The sequence below is a fragment of the Bradyrhizobium sp. USDA 3256 genome (genome assembly GCF_054058275.1).
Genome location: NZ_JBSSAE010000002.1, coordinates 7,145,894 through 7,167,357 on the forward strand (window position 1 = coordinate 7,145,894; position 21,464 = coordinate 7,167,357).

Here is a 21,464-nt window from a genome sequence, read left to right on the forward strand (position 1 = left end):
GGGAGCTGGCACAATGGAGCTTTTTGCCAACCAGGTCCTGGCCGGCATCGCCACCGGCGCGATCTATGCCTGCATGGCGCTCGCGGTAGTCATGATCTACCAGGCCATCGACCATCTGAATTTCGCCCAGGGCGAAATGGCGATGTTCTCGACCTTCGTGTCCTGGCAGCTGATGCAATGGGGCGTGCCCTACTGGGGCGCCTTCGTGCTCACCGTCGCCTTTTCGTTTGCCGCCGGCATCGTCATCGAGCGGCTGCTGTTCAAGCCGCTGGCGAAGGCGCCGATCCTGACCAACGTCGCCGGCTTCATCGCACTCTACGCGATCATCAACTCGGTCGCCGGCCTGATCTGGGACTTCACCATCAAGCAGTATCCGACGCCGTTCGGCTCCTCGCCGTTCCTCGGCAGCCAGCTGATCTCGACCCACCAGGCCGGCATGATCGGCATCACGCTGTTGATGCTGCTCCTGCTGTTCTTCTTCTTCCGCTTCACCCGGGTGGGTCTGGCGATGCGGGCGGCAGCCTCGCTGCCGGAATCGGCGCGCCTCGTCGGCATCAACACCTCGTGGATGATCGCGCTGGGTTGGGGCATGGCGTCCGCGATCGGCTCGATCGCCGGCATGATGATCGCGCCGGTGGTATTCCTCGAACCGAACATGATGCTCGGCGTGCTGATCTATGGATTTGCCGCGGCCGTGCTCGGCGGCCTGTCGAGCCCGTTCGGCGCCGTCATGGGCGGCTTCCTGGTCGGCGTCTTCGAGAACCTCGTCGGCACCTACATCCCCGGCGTCGGCAATGAACTGAAACTTCCGATCGCGCTTGCGCTGATCATCGTCGTCCTGGTCGTGAAACCGGCAGGCCTGTTCGGCCGCGCCATCGTGAAGCGAGTTTGATCATGAGCGCCGCTGAAGAAATCGTCACAGAAGGCTCCGCTGTCGAGGCCGTTCCCAAGCGCGCCATGACGCTCGGCTATGGCACCTCGCTTGTGGTGCTCGCCGCGCTCGTCCTGATCCCGCTGTTCGTGAAGAACTTCATCATCTTCCAGATGACGATGCTTCTGATCTACGGCCTTGCGGTGCTGGCGCTCAACATCCTGACTGGCGGAAGCGGCCAGTTCTCGCTCGGCCAGAGCGCGTTCTATGCTGTCGGCGCCTACACCTCGGCGATCCTGATGGAGCATGCGGGCATGAACTATGCCCTCACGCTGCCGATCGCCGGCATCATCTGCTTCGCCTTCGGCTTCCTGTTCGGCCAGCCGGCGCTGCGGCTATCCGGCGTCTATCTGGCGCTAGCGACCTTCGCGCTCGCCACCGCGATGCCGCAACTGCTCAAGCTCGGCTATTTCGAGCACTGGACCGGCGGCGTGCAGGGCCTCGTGGTCACCAAGCCGGACGCCCCGTTCGGCCTGCCGCTGTCGCAGGACATGTGGCTGTATTACTTCACGCTGGTCGTCACCATCGCGATCTACGTGGCCTCGGTGAACCTGCTGCGCTCGCGCTCCGGCCGCGCCTTCATGGCGATCCGCGACAACGAGATCGCGGCCTCCGCGATGGGCGTCGACGTCGCGCTGTACAAGACGCTGGCGTTCGGCGTCTCGGCCGGCATCACCGGCGTTGCCGGCGGTCTCGGCGCCATCGCGGTGCAGTTCGTGGCGCCCGACGGCTACACCATCCAGCTCGCGATCTCGCTGTTCCTCGGCATGGTGGTCGGCGGCGTCGGCTGGCTGCCCGGCTCGATCGTCGGCTCCGCCTTCATCATCTTCGTGCCCAACATCGCCGAGGGTATTTCGAAGGGCCTTTCGGGCGCCGTGTTCGGCGTGCTGCTGTTCCTCGTCATCTTCCTCGTGCCGCATGGCGCCAGGCAGGTTGCGATCGTTGCCCAGCAGCTGGCCGCAAAGTTCAAGAAAAACTGAAGCATGATCCGGAAAAGTGCGAAGCGGTTTTCCGAAAGAGATCATGCTCAAACCAGTTAAGAGCCTATAGAAGCAAACCAGGAGATATTATGCTTTCTACCGTTCGGATCGCCGCGATTTCCGCGGCGATCGTCGCTGTTGCCGCGACGTCCACTGCCGCATTCGCCCAAAAGAAATACGACACCGGCGCAAGCGATACCGAGATCAAGGTCGGCAACATCATCCCCTATTCGGGACCAGCCTCCGCCTATGGCGTGATCGGCAAGACCGAAGAAGCCTATTTCAAGATGATCAACGATCGCGGCGGCATCAACGGCCGCAAGGTCAATTTCGTCAGCTATGACGACGCCTATTCGCCGCCGAAGGCGGTCGAGCAGGTGCGCAAGCTGGTCGAGAGCGACGAGGTGCTGCTCGTCTTCAACCCGCTCGGCACCCCGTCCAACACCGCGATCCAGAAATACCTGAATTCCAAGAAGATCCCGCAGCTGTTCGTCGCGACCGGCGCCACCAAGTGGAACGACCCGAAGAACTTCCCGTGGACCATGGGCTGGCAGCCGAGCTACCAGAGCGAAGCGCAGATCTACGCCAAGTGGCTGATGAAGGAGAAGCCCGACGCCAAGATCGCGATCCTCTATCAGAACGACGATTTCGGCAAAGACTACCTCAAGGGCACCAAGGACGGCTTTGGCGCCAAGGCGGCCTCCAGCATCATCATGGAGGAGAGCTATGAGATTTCGGAGCCGTCGATCGACGGCCACATCGTCAAGATCAAGGCCGCCAATCCCGACGTGCTGCTGATCTACACCACGCCGAAGTTCGGCGCGCAGACCATCAAGAAGACCGCCGAGCTCGGCTGGAAGCCGCTGCAGATCATCACCAACGTGTCGGCCTCGGTCGGCAGCGTGATGCAGCCGGCCGGCTTCGACAACGCGCAGGGCGTGTTGTCGGCCGCCTACGCCAAGGACGGCGCCGACACACAGTGGAACAACGACCCCGGCATGAAGAAGTGGGCCGAGTTTCTCGACAAGTACATGCCGGGCGCCGACAAGACCGACGGCGGCTATGTGTACGGCTATGGCGCCGCACAGACGCTCGCCAAGGTGCTCGAAATGTGCGGCGACGATCTCACCCGCGCCAACGTCATGAAGCAGGCGGCGAGCCTGAAGGACTTTACGCCCGACACCCTGCTGCCCGGCGTCAAGATCAACACCTCGGCCACCGACTTCGCCCCGATCGCCCAGCTGCAGATGCAGCGCTTCAAGGGTCAGAAATGGGAACTGTTCGGCGACATCATTTCCGGCGACGTCCCCTCCGAGTAACGTTGCACTGCAGAAACAAAACAACGCCTCCGCGACCAACGTCGCGGGGGCTTTTTGTTGACGCGCTGCGCCGATGGTATTGAATACCCAAAACCAAGAGCCTGAGGTGGGGAAACCATGACTGCCGTACGCCCGTCCCTGACGGCGCTGTTGTCCGCATTCGCTCTGATCTTGACGAGCTGCAATGTCGCGCTGGCGCAGAAGAAATACGACACCGGGGCCAGCGACACCGAGATCAAGATCGGCAACATCATGCCCTACAGCGGCCCCGCCTCGGCCTACGGCACGATCGGCAGGACCGAGGCCGCCTACTTCAGGATGATCAACGATGCCGGCGGCATCCACGGCCGCAAGATCAAGTTCATCTCCTACGATGACGGCTACTCGCCGCCCAAGACGGTGGAGCAGGCGCGCAAGCTGGTCGAGAACGACGAAGTTCTGCTGCTGTTCGGCTCGGTCGGGACCGCGACCAATGCGGCGATCCGGAAATACATGAACGAGAAGCAGGTGCCGCAGCTGTTCATCGCCTCCGGCGCCTCGAAGTGGAACGACCCGAAAGATTATCCGTGGACCATGGGCTGGCAGCCGTCCTACCAGGACGAGGCGCGGGTCTACGCAAAATACATCATGAAGCACAAGCCCGACGCCAAGGTCGCCGTGCTCTACCAGAACGACGATTTCGGCAAGGACTACCTCAAGGGCTTGAAGGACGCCTTCGGCGACAAGGCATCGATGATCGTCGCCGAGGAGGCCTACGAGACATCCGAGCCCACGATCGACAGCCACATCGTCAAGCTGAAGGCCACCGGTGCCGACACATTCGTCAGCATCACGACGCCGAAATTCGCGGCACAGGCGATCAAGAAGGCCGCCGAGATCGCGTGGACGCCGTTGCAGATCGTCGCCAATGTCTCGGCCTCGGTCGGCGGCGTGATGCAGCCGGCGGGCTTCGAGAATTCGCAGGGTATCCTGTCGGCATCCTATCTCAAGGACGGCGCCGATCCGCAGTGGGACAAGGATCCCGGCATGGAGAAATTCCTTGCCTTCCTCAAGAAGAATTATCCCGACGCCAACAAGCTCGACGGCGCCACCTCGTTCGGCTACGCCGCCGCACAGACCATGGTGCAGGTGCTGGAGATGTGTGGTGACGACCTCACCCGCGCCAATGTCATGAAGCAGGCCGCAAGCCTGAAGGATTTCGTCCCCGGCACGCTGCTGCCGGGCATCAGCATCAACACCTCGGCCACCGATTTCGCACCGATCAAGCAATTGCGCCTGATGCGGTTCAAAGGCGAAAGGTGGGAGCTGTTCGGGGACATCATTTCGAGCAATCTGAGCAACTGATCGTCACGTCGGTCTGTTCGGCCGCGCGCTCAACTCAACGGCGCCGCTTTACTCGACCGCAATCTCTGCGGTTGGCGCCGCGCACAGGCGAACGCGTTGGCGAATTTTTGAGCAGCGGCCCGCCTTGAGGGTGGTCGACTAAAGACGCAGCCCCTGCCGCAATGCCGCAGGGGCTTTTCATTGAGACACCCCAGGTAAGATGATAGTTTTTACGACCAATAATGAGCCCTCGAAACAGGGGGCCGCGACACATCATCTGCAATCAGGGAGAGAAACGGCATGTCTGCAATACGACAATTGACGGCATTTGCTGCTGCGCTTGCGCTCGTCGCCGCATCCGGCAGCGCTGCGCTTGCCCAGAAGAAATACGACACCGGCGCCAGCGACACCGAGATCAAGATCGGCAACATCATGCCCTATAGCGGCCCCGCATCCGCCTATGGCGTGATCGGCCGCACCGAGACCGCCTATTTCAAGATGATCAACGACCAGGGCGGCATCAACGGCCGCAAGATCAACTTCATCTCCTATGACGACGCCTACTCGCCGCCGAAGACGGTGGAGCAGGCCCGCAAGCTGGTCGAGAGCGACGAAGTGCTGCTGATCTTCAATTCGCTCGGCACGCCGCCGAACTCGGCGATCCAGAAATACATGAACCAGAAGAAGGTGCCGCAGTTGTTCGTCGCCACCGGCGCCACCAAGTGGAACGACCCGAAGGACTTTCCCTGGACCATGGGCTGGCAGCCCAACTACCAGAGCGAGACCCAGATCTACGCCAAATACATCCTGAAGAACAATCCCAACGCCAAGATCGCGGTGCTCTACCAGAACGACGATTACGGCAAGGACTATCTGAAGGGATTCAAGGACGGACTCGGGGCCAAGGCCGCCTCGATGATCGTCGCCGAGGACAGCTACGAGGTCTCGGAGCCGACTATCGATTCCCACATCGTGAGGCTGAAGGCCTCGGGCGCCGACGTCTTCATGAACATCACCACGCCGAAATTCGCGGCGCAGGCGATCAAGAAGAACGCCGAGCTCAGCTGGAAACCGCTGCACTTCCTCAACAACGTCTCCGGATCGATCGGCAGCGTGATCAAGCCCGCGGGCTTCGAGAACGCCCAGGACATCATCTCGTCGCAATATTTCAAGGATCCGACCGACGCGCAGTGGAAGACCGACAAGGCGATGATCGGCTGGAACGAATTCCTCGATAAGTACTATCCGGAAGCGAACCGGGCCGATGCCTCCGTGATGTACGCCTATATCGTCTCGCAGGGCCTGGTCCACGTGCTCAAGGCCTGCGGCGACAATCTGACCCGCGAGAACATCATGAAGCAGGCGGCCAGCATTCGCGATTACGAGCCCGGCGGCCTGCTGCCCGGCGTCAAGGTCAACACCTCGGCGACCGACTTCGCGCCGCTCTCGCAACTGCAACTGATCCGCTTCAAGGGCGAGACCTGGGAGCGCTTCGGCGAAGTCTTGAGCGCCGACGTCGGCGGTTAGGCCGGAAAGGTCGACCAAAGATACCGCCCCTGCGGCGTTTGCCGCAGGGGCTTCTCATTGAGGCGAACCGCCTAAAATGATAATCACTGCAGCCAAATAAAGAGCTCTCCAAGCAAGAGGCCGAGACACATGCGTCTGACAAACAGGGAGAGAAACATAGATGTCCGCTACCAAGAAACTTGCGGTCCTCGGGGCCGCGCTCGCGCTCGTCGCGACATCCGGCAGCGCTGCGCTTGCCCAGAAGAAATACGACACCGGCGCCAGCGATACCGAGATCAAGATCGGCAACATCATGCCCTACAGCGGCCCGGCATCCGCCTATGGCGTGATCGGCCGCACCGAGGCCGCCTATTTCAAGAAGATCAACGACGCCGGCGGCATCAATGGCCGCAAGATCAACTTCATCTCCTACGATGACGCCTACTCGCCGCCGAAGGCCGTGGAACAGGCCCGCAAGCTGGTCGAGAGCGACGAAGTGCTGCTGATCTTCAACTCGCTCGGCACCCCGTCGAACTCGGCGATCCAGAAATACATGAACTCCAAGAAGGTGCCGCAGCTGTTCGTCGCCACCGGCGCCACCAAGTGGAACGACCCGAAGGACTTTCCCTGGACCATGGGCTGGCAGCCCAACTACCAGAGCGAGACCCAGATCTACGCCAAGTACATCCTGAAGAACATGCCGAACGCCAAGATCGCGGTGCTCTACCAGAATGACGATTACGGCAAGGACTACTTGAAGGGCCTGAAGGACGGGCTTGGCCAGAAGGCCGCCAACATGATCGTTGCAGAAGAAAGCTTCGAGACCTCCCAGCCGACCATCGACAGCAACATCGTCAAGCTGAAGGCGAGCAACGCCGACGTCTTCATCGACATCGCAACGCCGAAATTCGCGGCGCAGGCGATCAAGAAGGTCGCCGAGATCGGCTGGAAGCCGACCCACTTCCTCAACAACGTGTCGGCCTCGGTCGGCAGCGTGATCAAGCCGGCCGGCTTCGAGAACGCGCAGGACATCATCTCCGCCGCCTACCTGAAGGACGCTTCCGACAAGCAATGGGACAATGACCCCGGCATGAAGGAGTTCTACGCCTTCATGGCCAAGGACTTCCCCGAAGGCGACAAGCTCGACGGCGGCACCGTGGTCGGCTTCGGCGTCGCGCAGACGCTGGTCCAGGTGCTGAAGCAGTGCGGCGACAACCTCACCCGCGAGAACATCATGAAGCAGGCCGCAAGCCTGAAGGACTTCCGCACCGAGGTGCTGCTGCCTGGCGTCAAGATCAACACCGCGGCGAACGATTTCGCGCCGATCAGTCAGCTGCAGCTGATGAAGTTCAAGGGCGAGAAATGGGAACTGTTCGGCGAAGTCATCAGCGCCGACGTCGGCGGCTGATTTCCCGCCGCCCCTCGACCGGGAAAGGCCCCCTGCGATACCGTCGCAGGGGCTTTTTGTTGGCGCGTTTTCGGACGAAGCCGGTACCGGTTCGCGTGAAGAAAACGCGTCGGAAACCAGAGTTTATAGCCACAGCCTGCTCGCAGGCCGGCCCGGGCAATGCCTGCTTACACTTTGCTCGGCAATACGCTAGGTAAACCGGCAAGAACCCCGACAGGAAACCGACGCCCTTGCGCGGCGGCAACAACAAGGAGATTTCGGGAAATGCCGATGCCGATCCGACACCGTGTCGCAACCGCCCTGCTCGGCCTCGCCGTCGCCGCCGCGACCGGCAATGCCGCATGGGCGCAGAAGAAATACGACACCGGTGCGAGCGACACCGAGATCAAGATCGGCAACATCGTGCCCTATAGCGGCCCGGCGTCGGCCTATGGCGTGGTCGGCAAGGCGATGGCCGCGGTGTTCAAGAAGGTCAACGACGACGGCGGCATCAACGGGCGCAAGATCACTTTCGTCTCCTACGACGACGCCTACTCGCCGCCGAAGGCCGTCGAGCAGGCCCGCAAGCTGGTCGAGAGCGACGAGGTGCTGTTCCTGTTCGGCACGCTCGGCACCGCCTCCAACACCGCGATCCAGAAATATCTCAACGCCAAGAAGGTGCCGCAGCTGTTCGTCGCCACCGGCGCGACCAAGTGGAACGATCCGAAGGCCTTCCCCTGGACCATGGGCTGGCTGCCCAGCTATCAGAGCGAGTCGCGGATCTACGCGAAATATCTGCTCAAGGAAAAGCCCGCCACCAAGGTCGCGGTGCTCTACCAGAACGACGACATGGGCAAGGACTACCTCAAGGGGCTGGAAGACGGCTTCGCCAGCGACCCCGCGCGCGTCGTCGCCAAGGAGAGCTATGAAGTCGCCGAGCCGACGATCGATTCCCATGTGGTGCGGCTGAAATCCTCCAATCCCGACGTCATCGTCTTCTTCACCACGCCGAAATTCGGTGCGCAGGCGATCAAGAAGCTCGGCGAGATGAACTGGAAGCCGGTGACCATCGTCTCCAACGTCTCGGCTTCCACCGCGACCGTGATGCGTCCGGCCGGCCTCGACAATGCGCAGGGCGTGATCTCGGCCGCCTACGCCAAGGACGCCAGCGATCCGCAATGGAAGGACGACGCCGGCATGAAGGCGTTCGACGAACTGCTCGCCAAATACATGCCCGACACCAACCGCGTCGATGCCTCGGCGATGACCGGCTACAACATGGCGACCACGATGGTCGAGGTGCTGCGCCGCTGCGGTGACGACCTCACCCGCGCCAATGTGATGAAGCAGGCGGCGAGCCTGAAGCAATTCGCGCAGGGCGGCCTGCTGCCCGGCGTGACGCTGTCGACCGGGCCTGCCGACTTCCAGCCGATCGAACAGCTCCAGCTGATGCAGTTCAAGGGCGAGCGCTGGCAATTGTTCGGCGATGTCATCAGCGGCGAAGTCGGTGGACACTGACCGCGTTACATAAGGCACAACCATGACCGACCGTCGTCCTTTCCTGCGTTCGATCTTCGATGCCGCGGTGGCGGCTGCGCATCCCGATGTCGTGCTGGCGCCGCGGCTGCGGCCGGTGCCGAAGGGACGGGTGATCTGTCTCTGCGCAGGCAAGGGCGCCGCGGCGATGGCCGCGGCGGCCGAGCGGCATTATCTCGACGCGCTCGAGCTCGATCCGTCGCGGCTGGTCGGCATCGCCACCACCCGCCACGGCCATGGCGTGCCGACCCGCCGCATCAAGGTGGTCGAAGCCGGCCACCCGGTGCCCGACGAGGCCGGGCTCAAGGCGGCGGACGACACGCTGCGGCTGGCCGCGACAGCGACCCCGGACGATCTCCTGCTGGTGCTGCTGACCGGCGGCGGTTCGGCGAACTGGATCGCGCCGGTCGACGGCGTGAGCTTTGCCCAGAAGCAGCAGGTCAACCGCGCGCTGCTGCGCTCCGGCGCGCCGATCGGCGAGATGAATACCGTGCGCAAGCATCTGTCGCGGATCAAGGGCGGACGGCTGGCGCGCGCCGGCCAGCACGCCGCCGAGATCGTCACGCTGGCGATATCAGACGTGCCGCATGACGATCCCTCCGCGATCGCCTCCGGGCCGACGGTGCCGGATCCGACCACGCTGGCCGATGCCCGCGCGCTGGTCGCCAGATACGATCTCTCCATCGACGACGCGGTCCGTCGCGCCCTCGACGATCCCGCGAACGAAAGCTGCAAGCCCGGCGATGCCGCCTTCGCGCGGGCGACATTCGAGCTGCTGGCAAAGCCGAAGGCCTCGATCGACGCCGCGGTGAAGGTCGCGCGGGACGCCGGCTACGAGACCATCGCGCTCGGCGCCGATCTCGAAGGCGAGGCCCGGGAGATCGCGGCCGAGCACGCGCGGCTCGCGCTGAAGGCGCGCAGCGAAGGCAAGCGGGTTGCGATCGTCTCCGGCGGCGAGCTGACGGTGACGGTGCGCGGCAACGGCCGCGGCGGCCCCAACCAGGAATACGCGCTGGCGCTGGCCGGCCTGCTGAAGGATACGCCCGACGTCTCGGCGCTGGCCGCCGATACTGACGGCGCCGACGGCGGCGCCGGCAGCGCGGCCGACCCGGCCGGCGCCGTGATCGACCAGACGACATTCGCGAAGATGAAATCGATCGGCCTCGATCCGAAGGCCTATCTCGATAACAACGATGCGACGGGGTTCTTCGCCCAGACCGGGGATTTGTTGCTGACCGGGCCGACGCTGACGAATGTCAACGATGTGCGGGTGATCCTGGTGGATTGATCCACCTTCGTCATTCCGGGGCGCGCGTCAGCGCGAACCCGGAATCTAAAGCATGATCCGGAAAAGTGCGAAGCGGTTTTCCGAAAAGATCATGCTCAAACAAAGAGCTAAGGCGCGATGACGATTCAACCTAATCTCATCGCGCTTTAGAGATTGTCGCGCGAGATTCCGGGTTCGTCGCTACGCGACGCCCCGGAATGACGAGAGTGTCAAAACTCCTGCGCGAGCTTCGCCAGCATCTCCAGCAGCGCGGCGTGGTTAGCCGGACCGAGCACCTCGATCAGCCGCGCCTCGTGCTTGTTGGCGACCAGCTTCTTGGCGCGCGCCAGCACGGCGCGGCCCTTGTCGGTCAGGACGAGGATGTGGGAACGGCGGTCGTTGGTGGAGCGCATCCGCGCGCAAAGGTCGCGGCTCTCCAGCGCGTCGAGCATCGCAACGAAATTCGGCCTGAGGATGCCGAGCGTGTTGGCGATCTCGGTCTGGTTGCGGCCCGGATTCTTGTCGAGCAGAAGCAGCACCGAAAACTGCGCCGGCGTCAGCTGCAGCGGCGCGACGCAGCGCAGGAAGTCCTCGAATACCCTGAGCTGCGCGCGCTTCAACGAATAGCCGAGCAATCCGGACAGTTCGCCCAGTTGCAGCATGCTGTCGTCCCCGGCAGAATCGGCCGGTTCCCTGCGCAGTGCGCGCGACGAACGGAGGGCATCGGTGGCGGTCTTGGAAACAGTCATCGCTCCAGGCTCGCAATCCCGGTACAAGAATCCCGCACGACACTCGGGGACCTTGAGATTATATCTAATAATTGTTATGGACTATATCAAATGTCGGCGCCTTTCAACAGCCGATATCGGCCGACCTGACCGGCACGACCGGTCGAGGCGGTCCGACGCTTGAGGGGGAGCGCTCGGCCTTGAACACAACGATCATGCTGTTCCTGCTGCAGGACGGCATCACCAATGGCGCGATCTACGCACTGCTCGGGCTGGCCCTGGTGCTGGTGTTCGCGGTCACGCGGGTGATCCTGATCCCGCAGGGCGAATTCGTCACCTACGGCGCGCTGAGCTACGCCATGCTGGCGACCGGCCAGGTGCCCGGCACCGCACGGCTTGCGGTCGCGATGGGCCTCGTCGCCTTCGCCCTCGACCTGTTCTTCGCCCGCAACGCGCTGCATGCGCGGCTGGTGATCCGCTCGGTCGCGCTCAACATCGCCTTTCCCGTCGCGCTGCTCGGTCTGATTTACGCGCTGGTCGGTCCCGGCACGCCGATCGCCGTCAACATCGCGCTCGCGCTCCTGATCGTGGCGGCAATCGGGCTGTTCCTCTACCGCATCGCGTTCCAGCCGATCGCGCACACCTCCGTGCTGGTGCTGCTGATCGCCTCGGTCGGCTGCCATCTGGCGCTGCAGGGCCTCGGCCTGGTGTTCTTCGGCGCCGAAGGCCTGCGCGCGCCTGCGCTGTCGAATGCCGCAGTGACCGCCGGCCCGCTGCGCTTCACCGGGCAGAGCCTTGCGGTCTACGGCCTGACGATCGGCTTCATCGTCGCCCTGTGGCTGTTCTTCGGCTACACCAAGACCGGCAAGGCGTTGCGCGCCACCGCGGTCAACCGCCTCGGCGCCCGCCTGGTCGGCATCCGCACCACGCTGTCCGGCCAGATCGCGTTCCTGCTCGCCTCCGTCATCGGCGCGATCTCCGGCATCCTGATCGTGCCGATCACGACGCTCTATTACGACACCGGTTTCCTGATCGGCCTGAAGGGCTTCATCGCCGCCATCATCGGCGGCCTGGTCAGCTATCCCCTGACCGCGGTCGCCGCCATCGTGGTCGGCATTGTCGAGGCCTTCTCGTCGTTCTACGCCAGCAATTTCAAGGAAGTCATCGTGTTCACGCTGATCCTCCCCGTGCTCGTGTTGCGCTCGCTCGCGGCGCCCGAGGTCGAAGAAGAGAAGGATTGAGCGCGATGACGCAGCGCCTTCCCCTCATCATCTTCGCGCTCGTGATGGCGGTGATTCCGCTTGTCCCAGGCATCCCGCCGTTCTGGATCGTGCTGCTCGACAATATCGGCCTCGCCGCGCTGGTCGCGATGGGCCTCGTGCTGCTCACCGGCGTCGGCGGCCTGACCTCGTTCGGCCAGGCCGCGTTCTGCGGGTTCGGCGCCTACACCACGGCGGTGCTGACCACCGCCTACGGCGTCTCGCCCTGGCTGACGCTGCCGGCTTCGCTCTTGGTCAGCGGCATCGCCGCCGTGCTGCTCGGCATCGTCACGGTACGCCTATCCGGCCATTATCTGCCGCTCGGCACCATCGCCTGGGGCATCGGGCTGTTCTATCTGTTCAGCAAGCTCGAATTCCTCGGCCGCAACGACGGCATCTCCGGCATTCCGCCGCTGTCGATCGGCTCGTTCAAGATGCTGAGCCCGGATGCGATCTACTATGCGATCTGGGTCGCGGTGCTGCTGTCCGCGCTACTCACCATGAACCTCTTGGACTCCCGCACCGGGCGCGCGATCCGCGCCTTGCGGCGCGGCCATGTTGCGGCGGAAGCGTTCGGCGTGCAGACGCCGCGCGCGAAGCTGCTGGTGTTCATCTATGCCGCGGTGCTGGCCGGCCTGTCCGGCTGGCTCTATGCGCATTTCCAGCGCGCCGCCAACCCGACGCCGTTCGGCGCGCAGGCCGGCATCGAGTATCTGTTCATCGCCGTGGTCGGCGGCGCCGGCTACGTCTGGGGCGGCGTGCTCGGCGCCGGCATCGTCGTGATCCTCAAGGAGGTGCTGCAGAGCTACCTGCCCTACATCTTCGGCGGCCAGAGCCAGCTCGAGACCATCGTGTTCGGCATCATGCTGGTGCTGCTGCTGCAGCTCGCGCCTCAGGGTGTCTGGCCCTGGCTGATGTCGCGGCTGCCGTTCAAGCCCACCCGCAAGACCCCGGACACGTCCGCGAAGCTGGAGCACCGCGAACGGGCGCCAGGAACGTCTCCGATCCTTCTGCACATCGACAAGGCGCGCAAGCAGTTCGGCGGCGTGCTCGCGGTCAACGACGTCTCGTTCGACGTCAACGCCCGCGAGATCGTCGCGCTGATCGGCCCGAACGGCGCCGGCAAGAGCACGACCTTCAATTTGATCACCGGCGTCCTGACCGCAACCAGCGGCAAGATCTCCGTGCTCGGCAACGAGGTCGCGAACGCTCCGCCGCAGGAGGTCGTCAAGCTCGGCGTTTCCAGGACTTTTCAGCACGTCAAGCTGGTGCCCGACATGACCGTGCTGGAGAATGTCGCGATCGGCGCGCATCTGCGCGGCAATTCCGGCGCGATCTCCAGCATGCTGCGGCTAGACCGCGCCGATGAGGCGAGGCTGCTGGCGGAAGCCGCGCGGCAGATCGCGCGCGTCGGCCTGTCGGACCAGATCGACCAGCTCGCGGGCTCGCTGTCGCTCGGGCAGCAACGCATCGTCGAGATCGCCCGCGCGCTGTGCGTCGATCCGATGCTGCTGCTGCTCGATGAGCCGGCCGCCGGCCTGCGCCACATGGAGAAGCAGCGGCTCGCCGCGCTGCTCCGGCAATTGCGCGACGGCGGCATGTCGGTGCTGCTGGTCGAGCACGACATGGGGTTCGTGATGGATCTCGCCGACCGCATCGTGGTGCTGGATTTCGGCACCAAGATCGCCGAGGGCACGCCGGCCGCGATCAAGCGCAATCCCGACGTGATCAAGGCCTATCTCGGAGCCGCCGCATGAGTGCTCTGCTATCGGTGACCGACGTCCACATCTCCTACGGCAAGGTCGAGGCGGTGCGCGGCGTTTCGCTCGACGTCGCCCAGAACGAGATCGTCACAATCATCGGTGCCAACGGCGCCGGCAAGACCACCTTGCTCAACGCCATCATGGGCGTGCTGCCGCTGAAGGGTCGCACCAGCTTCGCCGGCGTCGACATGGCGCCGCTCGATATCGAGGACCGCGTCGCCACCGGCCTCAGCCTCGTGCCCGAGCATCGCGAATTGTTCGGCACCATGAATGTCGAGGACAATCTCGAGCTCGGCGCCTTCCGGATTGCGAAGGCCGTCGCGGCGGCCTCGCTGGAGCGGGTCTACACGCTGTTTCCGAGGCTCAAGGAGCGACGCAAGCAGCTTGCCGGCACGCTGTCCGGCGGCGAGCAGCAGATGCTGGCGATGGGCCGCGCGCTGATGGGCGCGCCGAAGCTCTTGATGCTGGACGAGCCGAGCCTCGGCCTCGCCCCGATCATCGTCGCCGACATCTTCCGCATCGTCGGCGAGCTCCGCGCAGCCGGCGTCTCGGTGCTCCTGGTCGAGCAGAACGCCCAGGCCGCATTGCAGATCGCCGACCGCGCCTATGTCATGGAGCTCGGCGAGTTCGTGCTGTCAGGTACCGCCAAGGACATCGCCGCCAACAAGGGCGTCGCCGCGAGCTATCTCGGCTTCCAGCACGAAGGCGAGAGCGCGATTTAGATTGCCCTTGTTGTACGTCGGTTGCCAGTGGTGATTGAGGTACTGCCGACGGCGATAGACCGTCACCCCACCCCGCTTCGCATCGCTACTCGCGATGCGAAGCGACCCTCCCCCTCCAGGGGAGGGTAAGAGCCGTCCATCGACTTGCATTCGCGCGAAGATTGCGCTCCACTTCACCCTCCCCTGGAGGGGGAGGGTCGAGCGCGCGCGGCGATGCGCAGCATCGCGGGTGCGATCGGGGTGGGGTGAAGCACACAAATGGTCTCAGCATCGATCCTAAGAGCGGCTGCGAAGAAGCTGCGCGCGAATACCACGCCGCACGAGCGGATATTGTGGCGTGCACTGAAGGAGCTGCCGATGGAAGGAACGCATTTCCGAAGGCAAGCCCCGATCGGTCCCTATGTCGTCGACTTCTTTTTGCCCGGTCAAGCGACTCATCGTCGAGCTGGACGGTGGACACCACAACGACGATGAAACTGCACTGCGCGATCGCGAGCGGCAGCAATGGCTGGAGAACGAGGGATATCGCGTCATCCGCTTCTGGAATTCGGAGATCACGGCTGACCTCAGTGCCGTGCTGGAGCGGATTTATGTCGAACTCTACGGCACTCGCGAGGCGGAAGCCGTGCCATTGAGGCACCACCGGCGGCGATAGACTTTCACCCCGCCCCGCTTCACATCGCTCGCGCGATGCGAAGCGACCCTCCCCCTCCAGGGGAGGGTAAGAAAAAAGCCGGCCCGCATCGGGACCGGCTCCTTCGTTCTTACGGATCGCGACCGGCTTACATCGCCGGGACGTATTTGCCGTCCTTGACCGTCAGCAGGATACGCGAACGGTCGTCGAGGCCGTAGCGATCCTTTTCGGTCCAGTTGTAGACGCCCTGGGTCGCGACGATCTCCTTCTCGGAGATGAACGCCTTGCGGATCGCCTCGCGGAATTCCGGCGTGCCGGGCTTGGCGGTCTTCAGCGCCACCGGGATGACGCGCTTCATCACCTCGAAGGCATCGTAGGAGTGGCCGGCGAACTGGCTGCGGCTGTTGGCGCCGTACTTGGCTTCATAGGCCGTATTCAGCGCGAGGCCGGGCTTCTTGGTCAGCGCGCTGTCGGGCTGGGTTTCCGGCGACATGATCGGGCCGGCCGACATGATGACACCTTCCGCGGCCGCACCGGCGATGCGGATGAAGTCCATGCTGGCGGCGCCGTGGGTCTGGTAGATCAGACCCTTGTAGCCGCGCTCGCGCAGCGCGGTCTGCGGCAGCGCCGCGGCGGTGCCGGAAGCACCGACCAGGATGGCATCGGGATTGGCGGCGACGAGCTTCAACACCTGGCCGGCGACCGAGGTATCCGGACGCGCGAAGCGCTCCTCGTCGGTCATGGTCAGGCCCATCGGCACGGCCTGCGCCTTGAAGTCGTTGACCCAGAGATCGCCGTAGGAATCCGAATAGCCGATATAGCCGACGGTCTTGATGTTGTGCGCCTTCATGTGCTCGTAGAGCACCTTGCCCATGATCGGAATCGACTGCGGCAGGTCGACCGACCACTTCATGCGCGCCTCGTTGATCGGGAACGGCGCGAGGCCGAAATGCGGGATGCCGGCCTCGTTGGCGACCGTCGACACCGCGATCGACGGCGGCGTGGTGCAGGAGCCCATGATGATATCGGCCTTGGACTCGGTGACGAAGCGCCGCGCGTTGGTGGTCGCAGCCGTCGGATCGCCGCCGTCGTCGAGCACGATCAGCTTCAGTGGTACGCCGCCGATCTCCTTCGGCACGAAATCGAGCGCGTTGCGCTCGGGAATGCCGAGCGCCGCGGCAGGACCCGTGGTCGAGATCGAGATACCGATGGTGATTTCATTGGTCTGCGCCAGTGCGGGCGCGCCCGGCAGCGCGATGGCTGCTGCGAGCGCCGCGGCGAGAGTGGCCTTCCTCATTCATTCCTCCCTGCAGTTAAGTTTTTTGGGTTTAAACCGGTTTTGCGGGCCAATTCAGCCCCTTCTTTAGGTCATGAGGGGGTGCGAGTCAGCCCTTCATGAAGCGGTCAATGATCTCCTGCGGAAATGGCGCCGATTTCAGCTTGGCGGGATCGTCCGGGTGGCGGCCGACCAGCACCCGGGTCTCGAACGCCTCGATCGCCAACGCCTCGCCCTTGAATACGCGGTGCACCACCTCGAAGCTCGAGCGCTTGATGCTCTCGATCCGGCTTTCGATGGTAATCCAGTCGCCATGCGTCGACGGGATATGAAATTTCGCCCGCGTGTCGACCATGGGTATGCCGACCAGGCCATACTTGTGGACGAGGTCCTGCTTCGAATAGCCGGCGGCTTCGAACATGATCGAGGTCGAGTCGTCGAACATCGCGAAGTAGCGCGGGTAGTAGACGATGTTGGCGGGGTCGCAATCGCCCCACTGGATCTGCACGTCGCGCCGATTGACGAACATGGTTTATCCTCGATCGAGCATGAGCGATCCGGAAGGGCGTTCGTGCTCTTCCGGATCATGCTTCAGCGCGGCGCCATCCGGAGCGCGGCATCGAGCCGCACCACTTCGCCGTTCAGATAGGGGTTGTCGATCATGTGCAGCGCCAGCGAGGCAAACTCGTCGGCCTGGCCGAGCCGGCGCGGAAACGGGATCGCTGCGGCGAGCGAATCCTGCGCTTCCTGCGGCAGGCCGGCCAGCAAGGGCGTCATGAACAGGCCGGGCGCGATGGTCAGCACGCGGATGCCGAATTGCGCGAGCTCGCGCGCGATCGGCAGCGTCATCGCGACGATGCCGCCCTTCGATGCCGAATAGGCCGCCTGCCCGATCTGGCCGTCATAGGCCGCGACCGAGGCCGTCGAGATCACGACGCCGCGCTCGCCGGTTGCGAGCGGCTCGAGCTTGGCCATGTCAGCGGTCGCAAGCCGCAGCATGTTGAACGAGCCGATCAGATTGACGTTGATCACCTTGTCGAAGTCGGCCAGCGCCATCGGCCCCTCGCGGCCGATCACGCGTTTGGCCACCCCGATGCCGGCACAGTTCACCAGCACGCGCGCCGGGCCGTGCGCCTTGGCGGCGGCAGCGACCGCGGCTTCGGCGGCCGCAGCATCGGCGACGTCGCAGACCACGGGAATGCCGCCGATCTCGGCCGCGACGCTCTCGGCGAGCTTGGCGTTGAGATCGCAGACCGCGACCTTGGCGCCCTGCGCGGCGAGACGGCGCGCGGTCGCAGCGCCCAATCCCGATGCACCGCCGGTGACGATGGCGGCATGGTCCTTCAACTGCATGGCTTTCTCCTGTTCGAGAACTAGACGAGTGTGATCACCGATGCCGGCGGCACCGGCGCATAAAGCGCTTCGATGATGTCCGTGCGATGCTCCAGCACCGCGCGCTGGTTGATCGAGCCCTTGTCGGTGACCTCGCCGCGATCGATCGACAACGGCGTGTCGAGCAGGATCGCGCGCGCGATCCGGTTCGACGAGCCGGTGGCGCCGGCCAGCACGCGCGCGAAGCGCTCGCGGAAAGCCGCCCGCACCAGCGGATCGTTGGCCGCGGCCGCGATGTCGCCAGAGGCGAGCTGCGGATTGATCAGGCGGCAGCCGTCGAGATCGAGGATCACGATCGCGGCAAGCTCGTCGCGGTTGAGCCCCGCGATCACGACGTCGCGCACCAGCGGCGCGCAGGTGCCGACGAAGAGCGCCCGCAAGGGTCCGACGCTGACCCAGGTGCCGCTCGCCAGCTTGAAATCCTCGGCGATGCGGCCGTCGAAATCGAACCCGGCATCGAGATCACCAGCGTCGGCGGGCTTCAGCGCGTCGCCGAACTTATAAAAGCCTTCCTCGTCGAACGCCTTGGCGGTCAGCTCGGGCTGCCGCCAGTAGCCCGGCGTCACGTTCGGGCCCTTGGCACGGACCTCGAGCTTGCCGTTGTTCGGAACGAGCTTCGCATCATTGCCCGACACCGGAAGCCCGACATGGCCGGAGCGGCTGGTATCCGGGCGCACCGACATGAAGAACGGCGAGGTCTCGGTGGCGCCGAGGCCGGTCAGCATCGGCACACGATAGCCCTTCTCCTGCACGGCGAGCGCATCGAGGCTGTTCCAGACGAACGGCGACAGCGCGGCGCCCGAGAAGAACATCGCATGCAGCCGGGCGAAGAATTTTGCCCGCAGACCGGCGTCGTCGCGCAGATAGGGCAGCAGCGATTCATAGCCCTTGGGCACGTTGAAATATACCGTCGGCGAGATCTCGCGCAGGTTACGCACCGTCTCCTCAATGCCGCCGGGCATCGGCTTGCCCTCATCGAGATACATCGAGCCGCCGTTATAGAGCGTCAGCCCGACATTGTGGTTGCCGCCGAAGGTGTGATTCCACGGCAGCCAGTCGACGATAACCGGCGGCTCGTCCTTGAGGAACGCCAGCGTCTCGCGCAGCATCACCTGGTTGGCGCAGATCATGCGCTGGGTGTTGATGACGGCCTTGGGATTGCCGGTCGACCCCGACGTCAGCAGGAATTTCGCGATCGTGTCCGGACCGATCGCCGCATGGGTTGCATCGAGGCGCGGGTCCTCCGGCGTCGCGATGAGGCCGGCGAGGCGCGTCACCTCACGGCCGGGCACGGTGCCACGGCTTGCGGCGATCTCGACATCGGATCCGACATTGGCACGCAGCGCGTCGGCGAACTTGTCGGCATCGTCGACAAAGATGAGGCCGGGCGTCAGAAGCTTGATGACGAAGCTGAGCTTGCCATAGTCGCGCGACACCAGCGAATAGGCAGGCGACACCGGGCAGAACGGAACGCCGGCATAGAGCGCGCCGAGCGCCATCAGGGCATGATCGATCGAATTGCCCGACAGGATCACGATCGGCCGCTCGGCCGACAATCCGCGCGCGATCAAGGCGGAGGCGATGCGCCGCACAGCCTGGAGCAATTGCACGTAGGTGATTTGCCGCCAGCCGCCACCGGCGGCACGCTCGGCCATGAACACGCGGTTCGGCTCGGCCTTCGCCCAGTGGTGCAGCCGATCGGTGATGCGAACCGGAAAACCAGCGAGGCTGAGCTTCGGTCGGAGATAGATGGTGCCGTCGTCGCGGCGCTCGACGGTGACGTCAGGATTGCCGAACGAGATCGGACGCAGCGGATGCGCGCTCGCAGTGTTCCCAGACGGCGCGGCGCTCATGTCGGCTTCACCTTGGCGGTCTTGCGATCAAGAAACGCGCGGATGCGCTTCTTGGCTTCCTTGTCGCTCTGCGCCACCGTCGCCATCAGCGATTCCATCAACAGGCCGGTCTGCGGATTGGCCTCGGCGATCATCGGCAGCGCCTGCAACACGGCGAAGTTGGTCAGCGGCGCATTGGCGGCGACGCGCTCGGCCAGTTCCAGCGCTTTCGGCAGCGCGCCGTCGGCCTCGGTGAGATATTGCGAGAAGCCGTAGGCGGCGCCCTCGGTCGCCGAATAGACCCGCCCCGTCAGCATCATGTCCGCCATCCTGGGCACGCCGATCAGGCGCGGCAGCCGCACCGATCCGCCGCCGCCGACGAAGATGCCGCGCTGGCCCTCCGGCAGCGCGAAATAGGCCGACGGCTCGGCGACCCGGATATGCGCGGCGCAAGCCAGCTCCAGCCCGCCGCCGATCACCGCGCCCTTCAGCGCGGCAATGACCGGCACGCGGCAATACTGGATGCGGTCGAACACGCGGTGCCACATCTGGGAATGCACCAGGCCCTCGGTGGCGTCGCGCTCGGTCAGTTCGGAGAGATCGAGGCCGGACGAGAAATGATCGCCGATACCATGGATGACGACGGCGCCGACCGCATCCGGTATCGCGGAAAAGCAATCCCGCAGCGCCAGGATGATGCCGTCGTTCAGCGCATTGCGCTTAGCGGGACGGTTCAGCCCGACCGTCAGCACCGCCCCTCGCGTCTCGATCCTGAGCAGCGAGGCGTCTCCCCCGCCGGCAGCGTTTCCCATGGCGTTATTGTTTCCCGTTCAGAATAGTTATGTTTTATAACGATTAGCAGGAGAGTCAATATGGGCGCGCACGGCCGGTGGGCGTCGACCCTTGGAGACGGCCGCTGCGCGGCCTCCTCAGGGTGACGGTGATGGAGTTGATACGCGCGCGCCCTCCTCCCGTCGTCCCTGCGAAAGCAGGGACCCATAACCACAAACGGTTATTGCTGCGGGACGGCGGAACGACGAGTCCCGTTCACGACACAGGCCGCGGAGTATGGGTCCCTGCTTTCGCAGGGACGACACCGAATGTTGGGGCGGATCCCGGCAGGTGAGACTGCAAGAGTGCGAAACTAAAGCACCTGATGCACGTCGATCACGACGCGGTCGGCGTGGCGGGCGGCGGAGCCGACGAAGATGTGCTGCATCAGCCAGCGGTAGTTTTCGGCGCCGGTTTCGAATTTCGGCACGGTGCGGAAATAGATCAGCTTCGGGTCGACCGGCTCGCCGCGCTTCAGCTTCTGCAACAGCTCGACCGGCCCGAAGCGGATGCCCTTGTTCTCGACATAGACGACGGCGCCGTCGTCGGTCTCGAACGCGTATTTCGCCTCCAGCTCGATCAGCTCATTGGGCCGAATGATCTGGAAGTCGGCACCGAACGCCAGCACCTTGCCGTTGACCTTCTCGCCCTTCACCTCGCCGCCGATGATCGGAATGATGCGGCGGACGCCGGTGCCGATGTCGCCGGCGGACGTCACCTCAGCGATCCGGGCGGTGATGGTGAAGACGTATCTGGTCTCAAGCTTGGGATTCATGGG

Annotated in this window: 20 protein-coding genes; 13 read left to right on the forward strand and 7 right to left on the reverse strand. The window is 64.1% G+C overall.

Annotated features, from left to right (window positions below):
- The first annotated feature begins 13 nt into the window (after nucleotides 1-13).
- The 8 genes from ACVWY5_RS35745 to ACVWY5_RS35780 all read left to right on the forward strand — a co-directional run bounded on the left by ACVWY5_RS35745 (nucleotide 14) and on the right by ACVWY5_RS35780 (nucleotide 10,270).
- Nucleotides 14-892 carry a branched-chain amino acid ABC transporter permease gene (locus ACVWY5_RS35745; RefSeq protein ID WP_028338103.1) on the forward strand — a complete coding sequence of 293 codons (879 nt, stop codon included), beginning with the start codon at nucleotides 14-16 and terminating at the stop codon, nucleotides 890-892.
- 2 nt (nucleotides 893-894) lie between these two features.
- Nucleotides 895-1,911 (forward strand): branched-chain amino acid ABC transporter permease, encoded by a 1,017-nt coding sequence (locus ACVWY5_RS35750; RefSeq protein WP_028338102.1) that lies wholly within the window; start codon nucleotides 895-897, stop codon nucleotides 1,909-1,911.
- Nucleotides 1,912-2,000: 89 nt separating this feature from the next.
- On the forward strand, nucleotides 2,001-3,230 hold the full coding sequence (locus ACVWY5_RS35755) for an ABC transporter substrate-binding protein (protein WP_028338101.1): 1,230 nt from the start codon (nucleotides 2,001-2,003) through the stop codon (nucleotides 3,228-3,230).
- Nucleotides 3,231-3,347: 117 nt separating this feature from the next.
- Nucleotides 3,348-4,574 (forward strand): ABC transporter substrate-binding protein, encoded by a 1,227-nt coding sequence (locus tag ACVWY5_RS35760; RefSeq protein ID WP_028338100.1) that lies wholly within the window; start codon nucleotides 3,348-3,350, stop codon nucleotides 4,572-4,574.
- Nucleotides 4,575-4,853: 279 nt separating this feature from the next.
- On the forward strand, nucleotides 4,854-6,080 hold the full coding sequence (locus ACVWY5_RS35765) for an ABC transporter substrate-binding protein (RefSeq protein ID WP_050382628.1): 1,227 nt from the start codon (nucleotides 4,854-4,856) through the stop codon (nucleotides 6,078-6,080).
- Between the two features lie 160 nt (nucleotides 6,081-6,240).
- A complete protein-coding gene (locus ACVWY5_RS35770; RefSeq protein ID WP_456671750.1) occupies nucleotides 6,241-7,467 on the forward strand; it encodes an ABC transporter substrate-binding protein in 1,227 nt (408 codons plus the stop codon).
- Nucleotides 7,468-7,731: 264 nt separating this feature from the next.
- Nucleotides 7,732-8,964 carry an ABC transporter substrate-binding protein gene (locus ACVWY5_RS35775; protein ID WP_028338255.1) on the forward strand — a complete coding sequence of 411 codons (1,233 nt, stop codon included), beginning with the start codon at nucleotides 7,732-7,734 and terminating at the stop codon, nucleotides 8,962-8,964.
- A 22-nt stretch (nucleotides 8,965-8,986) separates the two neighbouring features.
- Nucleotides 8,987-10,270: a glycerate kinase type-2 family protein gene (locus ACVWY5_RS35780; RefSeq protein ID WP_028338256.1), complete on the forward strand. Its 1,284-nt coding sequence runs from the start codon at nucleotides 8,987-8,989 to the stop codon at nucleotides 10,268-10,270.
- A 209-nt stretch (nucleotides 10,271-10,479) separates the two neighbouring features.
- Here the strand turns inward: ACVWY5_RS35780 and ACVWY5_RS35785 are convergent, their stop codons facing one another.
- Complete coding sequence (locus ACVWY5_RS35785; RefSeq protein ID WP_028336531.1) at nucleotides 10,480-10,998, reverse strand: MarR family winged helix-turn-helix transcriptional regulator; 519 nt, start codon at nucleotides 10,996-10,998, stop codon at nucleotides 10,480-10,482.
- Nucleotides 10,999-11,177: 179 nt separating this feature from the next.
- Here ACVWY5_RS35785 and ACVWY5_RS35790 point away from each other — a divergent pair, with 179 nt between their 5' ends.
- The 5 genes from ACVWY5_RS35790 (at nucleotide 11,178) to ACVWY5_RS35810 (ending at nucleotide 15,376) form a co-directional block, all read left to right on the forward strand.
- A complete protein-coding gene (locus ACVWY5_RS35790; protein WP_028336532.1) occupies nucleotides 11,178-12,218 on the forward strand; it encodes a branched-chain amino acid ABC transporter permease in 1,041 nt (346 codons plus the stop codon).
- Between the two features lie 5 nt (nucleotides 12,219-12,223).
- Entirely contained in the window at nucleotides 12,224-13,993 is a 1,770-nt protein-coding gene (locus ACVWY5_RS35795) for a branched-chain amino acid ABC transporter ATP-binding protein/permease (RefSeq protein ID WP_051376278.1), read from the forward strand.
- Entirely contained in the window at nucleotides 13,990-14,721 is a 732-nt protein-coding gene (locus ACVWY5_RS35800) for an ABC transporter ATP-binding protein (protein WP_028336533.1), read from the forward strand. The genes ACVWY5_RS35795 and ACVWY5_RS35800 overlap by 4 nt, the downstream gene beginning before the upstream one ends.
- Nucleotides 14,722-14,979: 258 nt before the next feature.
- Nucleotides 14,980-15,195, forward strand: a complete 216-nt coding sequence (locus ACVWY5_RS35805; protein ID WP_283088752.1) for an endonuclease domain-containing protein — start codon at nucleotides 14,980-14,982, stop codon at nucleotides 15,193-15,195.
- Nucleotides 15,122-15,376 (forward strand): endonuclease domain-containing protein, encoded by a 255-nt coding sequence (locus ACVWY5_RS35810; RefSeq protein WP_283088753.1) that lies wholly within the window; start codon nucleotides 15,122-15,124, stop codon nucleotides 15,374-15,376. The genes ACVWY5_RS35805 and ACVWY5_RS35810 overlap by 74 nt, the downstream gene beginning before the upstream one ends.
- A gap of 127 nt (nucleotides 15,377-15,503) precedes the next feature.
- On the opposite strand, the gene ACVWY5_RS35815 is transcribed toward ACVWY5_RS35810, so the two are convergent.
- From ACVWY5_RS35815 to ACVWY5_RS35840, 6 genes are all read right to left on the reverse strand, one after another.
- Entirely contained in the window at nucleotides 15,504-16,652 is a 1,149-nt protein-coding gene (locus ACVWY5_RS35815) for an ABC transporter substrate-binding protein (RefSeq protein WP_028336534.1), read from the reverse strand.
- 88 nt (nucleotides 16,653-16,740) lie between these two features.
- Complete coding sequence (locus ACVWY5_RS35820) at nucleotides 16,741-17,160, reverse strand: acyl-CoA thioesterase (RefSeq protein WP_028336535.1); 420 nt, start codon at nucleotides 17,158-17,160, stop codon at nucleotides 16,741-16,743.
- A gap of 62 nt (nucleotides 17,161-17,222) precedes the next feature.
- Nucleotides 17,223-17,984 (reverse strand): SDR family NAD(P)-dependent oxidoreductase, encoded by a 762-nt coding sequence (locus ACVWY5_RS35825; RefSeq protein WP_028336536.1) that lies wholly within the window; start codon nucleotides 17,982-17,984, stop codon nucleotides 17,223-17,225.
- A gap of 20 nt (nucleotides 17,985-18,004) precedes the next feature.
- Nucleotides 18,005-19,876 (reverse strand): feruloyl-CoA synthase, encoded by a 1,872-nt coding sequence (locus ACVWY5_RS35830; RefSeq protein ID WP_028336537.1) that lies wholly within the window; start codon nucleotides 19,874-19,876, stop codon nucleotides 18,005-18,007.
- A complete protein-coding gene (locus ACVWY5_RS35835; protein WP_028336538.1) occupies nucleotides 19,873-20,667 on the reverse strand; it encodes a crotonase/enoyl-CoA hydratase family protein in 795 nt (264 codons plus the stop codon). The genes ACVWY5_RS35830 and ACVWY5_RS35835 overlap by 4 nt, the downstream gene beginning before the upstream one ends.
- Nucleotides 20,668-20,999: 332 nt before the next feature.
- The gene (locus ACVWY5_RS35840) at nucleotides 21,000-21,461 is read right to left on the reverse strand and encodes a DUF3237 domain-containing protein (protein WP_028336539.1); all 462 of its coding nucleotides are present in this window, start codon (nucleotides 21,459-21,461) and stop codon (nucleotides 21,000-21,002) included.
- Nucleotides 21,462-21,464: the final 3 nt, after the last annotated feature.

Coding starts and splice junctions, on each gene's coding strand:
- ACVWY5_RS35750 (WP_028338102.1), top strand. CDS start 895: ATGAGCGCCGCTGAAGAAATCGTCACAGAAGGCTCCGCTGTCGAGGCC.
- ACVWY5_RS35795 (WP_051376278.1), top strand. CDS start 12,224: ATGACGCAGCGCCTTCCCCTCATCATCTTCGCGCTCGTGATGGCGGTG.
- ACVWY5_RS35810 (WP_283088753.1), top strand. CDS start 15,122: ATGTCGTCGACTTCTTTTTGCCCGGTCAAGCGACTCATCGTCGAGCTG.
- ACVWY5_RS35765 (WP_050382628.1), top strand. CDS start 4,854: ATGTCTGCAATACGACAATTGACGGCATTTGCTGCTGCGCTTGCGCTC.
- ACVWY5_RS35785 (WP_028336531.1), bottom strand. CDS start 10,998: ATGACTGTTTCCAAGACCGCCACCGATGCCCTCCGTTCGTCGCGCGCA.
- ACVWY5_RS35775 (WP_028338255.1), top strand. CDS start 7,732: ATGCCGATGCCGATCCGACACCGTGTCGCAACCGCCCTGCTCGGCCTC.
- ACVWY5_RS35770 (WP_456671750.1), top strand. CDS start 6,241: ATGTCCGCTACCAAGAAACTTGCGGTCCTCGGGGCCGCGCTCGCGCTC.
- ACVWY5_RS35780 (WP_028338256.1), top strand. CDS start 8,987: ATGACCGACCGTCGTCCTTTCCTGCGTTCGATCTTCGATGCCGCGGTG.
- ACVWY5_RS35815 (WP_028336534.1), bottom strand. CDS start 16,652: ATGAGGAAGGCCACTCTCGCCGCGGCGCTCGCAGCAGCCATCGCGCTG.
- ACVWY5_RS35800 (WP_028336533.1), top strand. CDS start 13,990: ATGAGTGCTCTGCTATCGGTGACCGACGTCCACATCTCCTACGGCAAG.
- ACVWY5_RS35745 (WP_028338103.1), top strand. CDS start 14: ATGGAGCTTTTTGCCAACCAGGTCCTGGCCGGCATCGCCACCGGCGCG.
- ACVWY5_RS35830 (WP_028336537.1), bottom strand. CDS start 19,876: ATGAGCGCCGCGCCGTCTGGGAACACTGCGAGCGCGCATCCGCTGCGT.
- ACVWY5_RS35840 (WP_028336539.1), bottom strand. CDS start 21,461: ATGAATCCCAAGCTTGAGACCAGATACGTCTTCACCATCACCGCCCGG.
- ACVWY5_RS35825 (WP_028336536.1), bottom strand. CDS start 17,984: ATGCAGTTGAAGGACCATGCCGCCATCGTCACCGGCGGTGCATCGGGA.
- ACVWY5_RS35805 (WP_283088752.1), top strand. CDS start 14,980: ATGGTCTCAGCATCGATCCTAAGAGCGGCTGCGAAGAAGCTGCGCGCG.
- ACVWY5_RS35760 (WP_028338100.1), top strand. CDS start 3,348: ATGACTGCCGTACGCCCGTCCCTGACGGCGCTGTTGTCCGCATTCGCT.
- ACVWY5_RS35835 (WP_028336538.1), bottom strand. CDS start 20,667: ATGGGAAACGCTGCCGGCGGGGGAGACGCCTCGCTGCTCAGGATCGAG.
- ACVWY5_RS35755 (WP_028338101.1), top strand. CDS start 2,001: ATGCTTTCTACCGTTCGGATCGCCGCGATTTCCGCGGCGATCGTCGCT.
- ACVWY5_RS35820 (WP_028336535.1), bottom strand. CDS start 17,160: ATGTTCGTCAATCGGCGCGACGTGCAGATCCAGTGGGGCGATTGCGAC.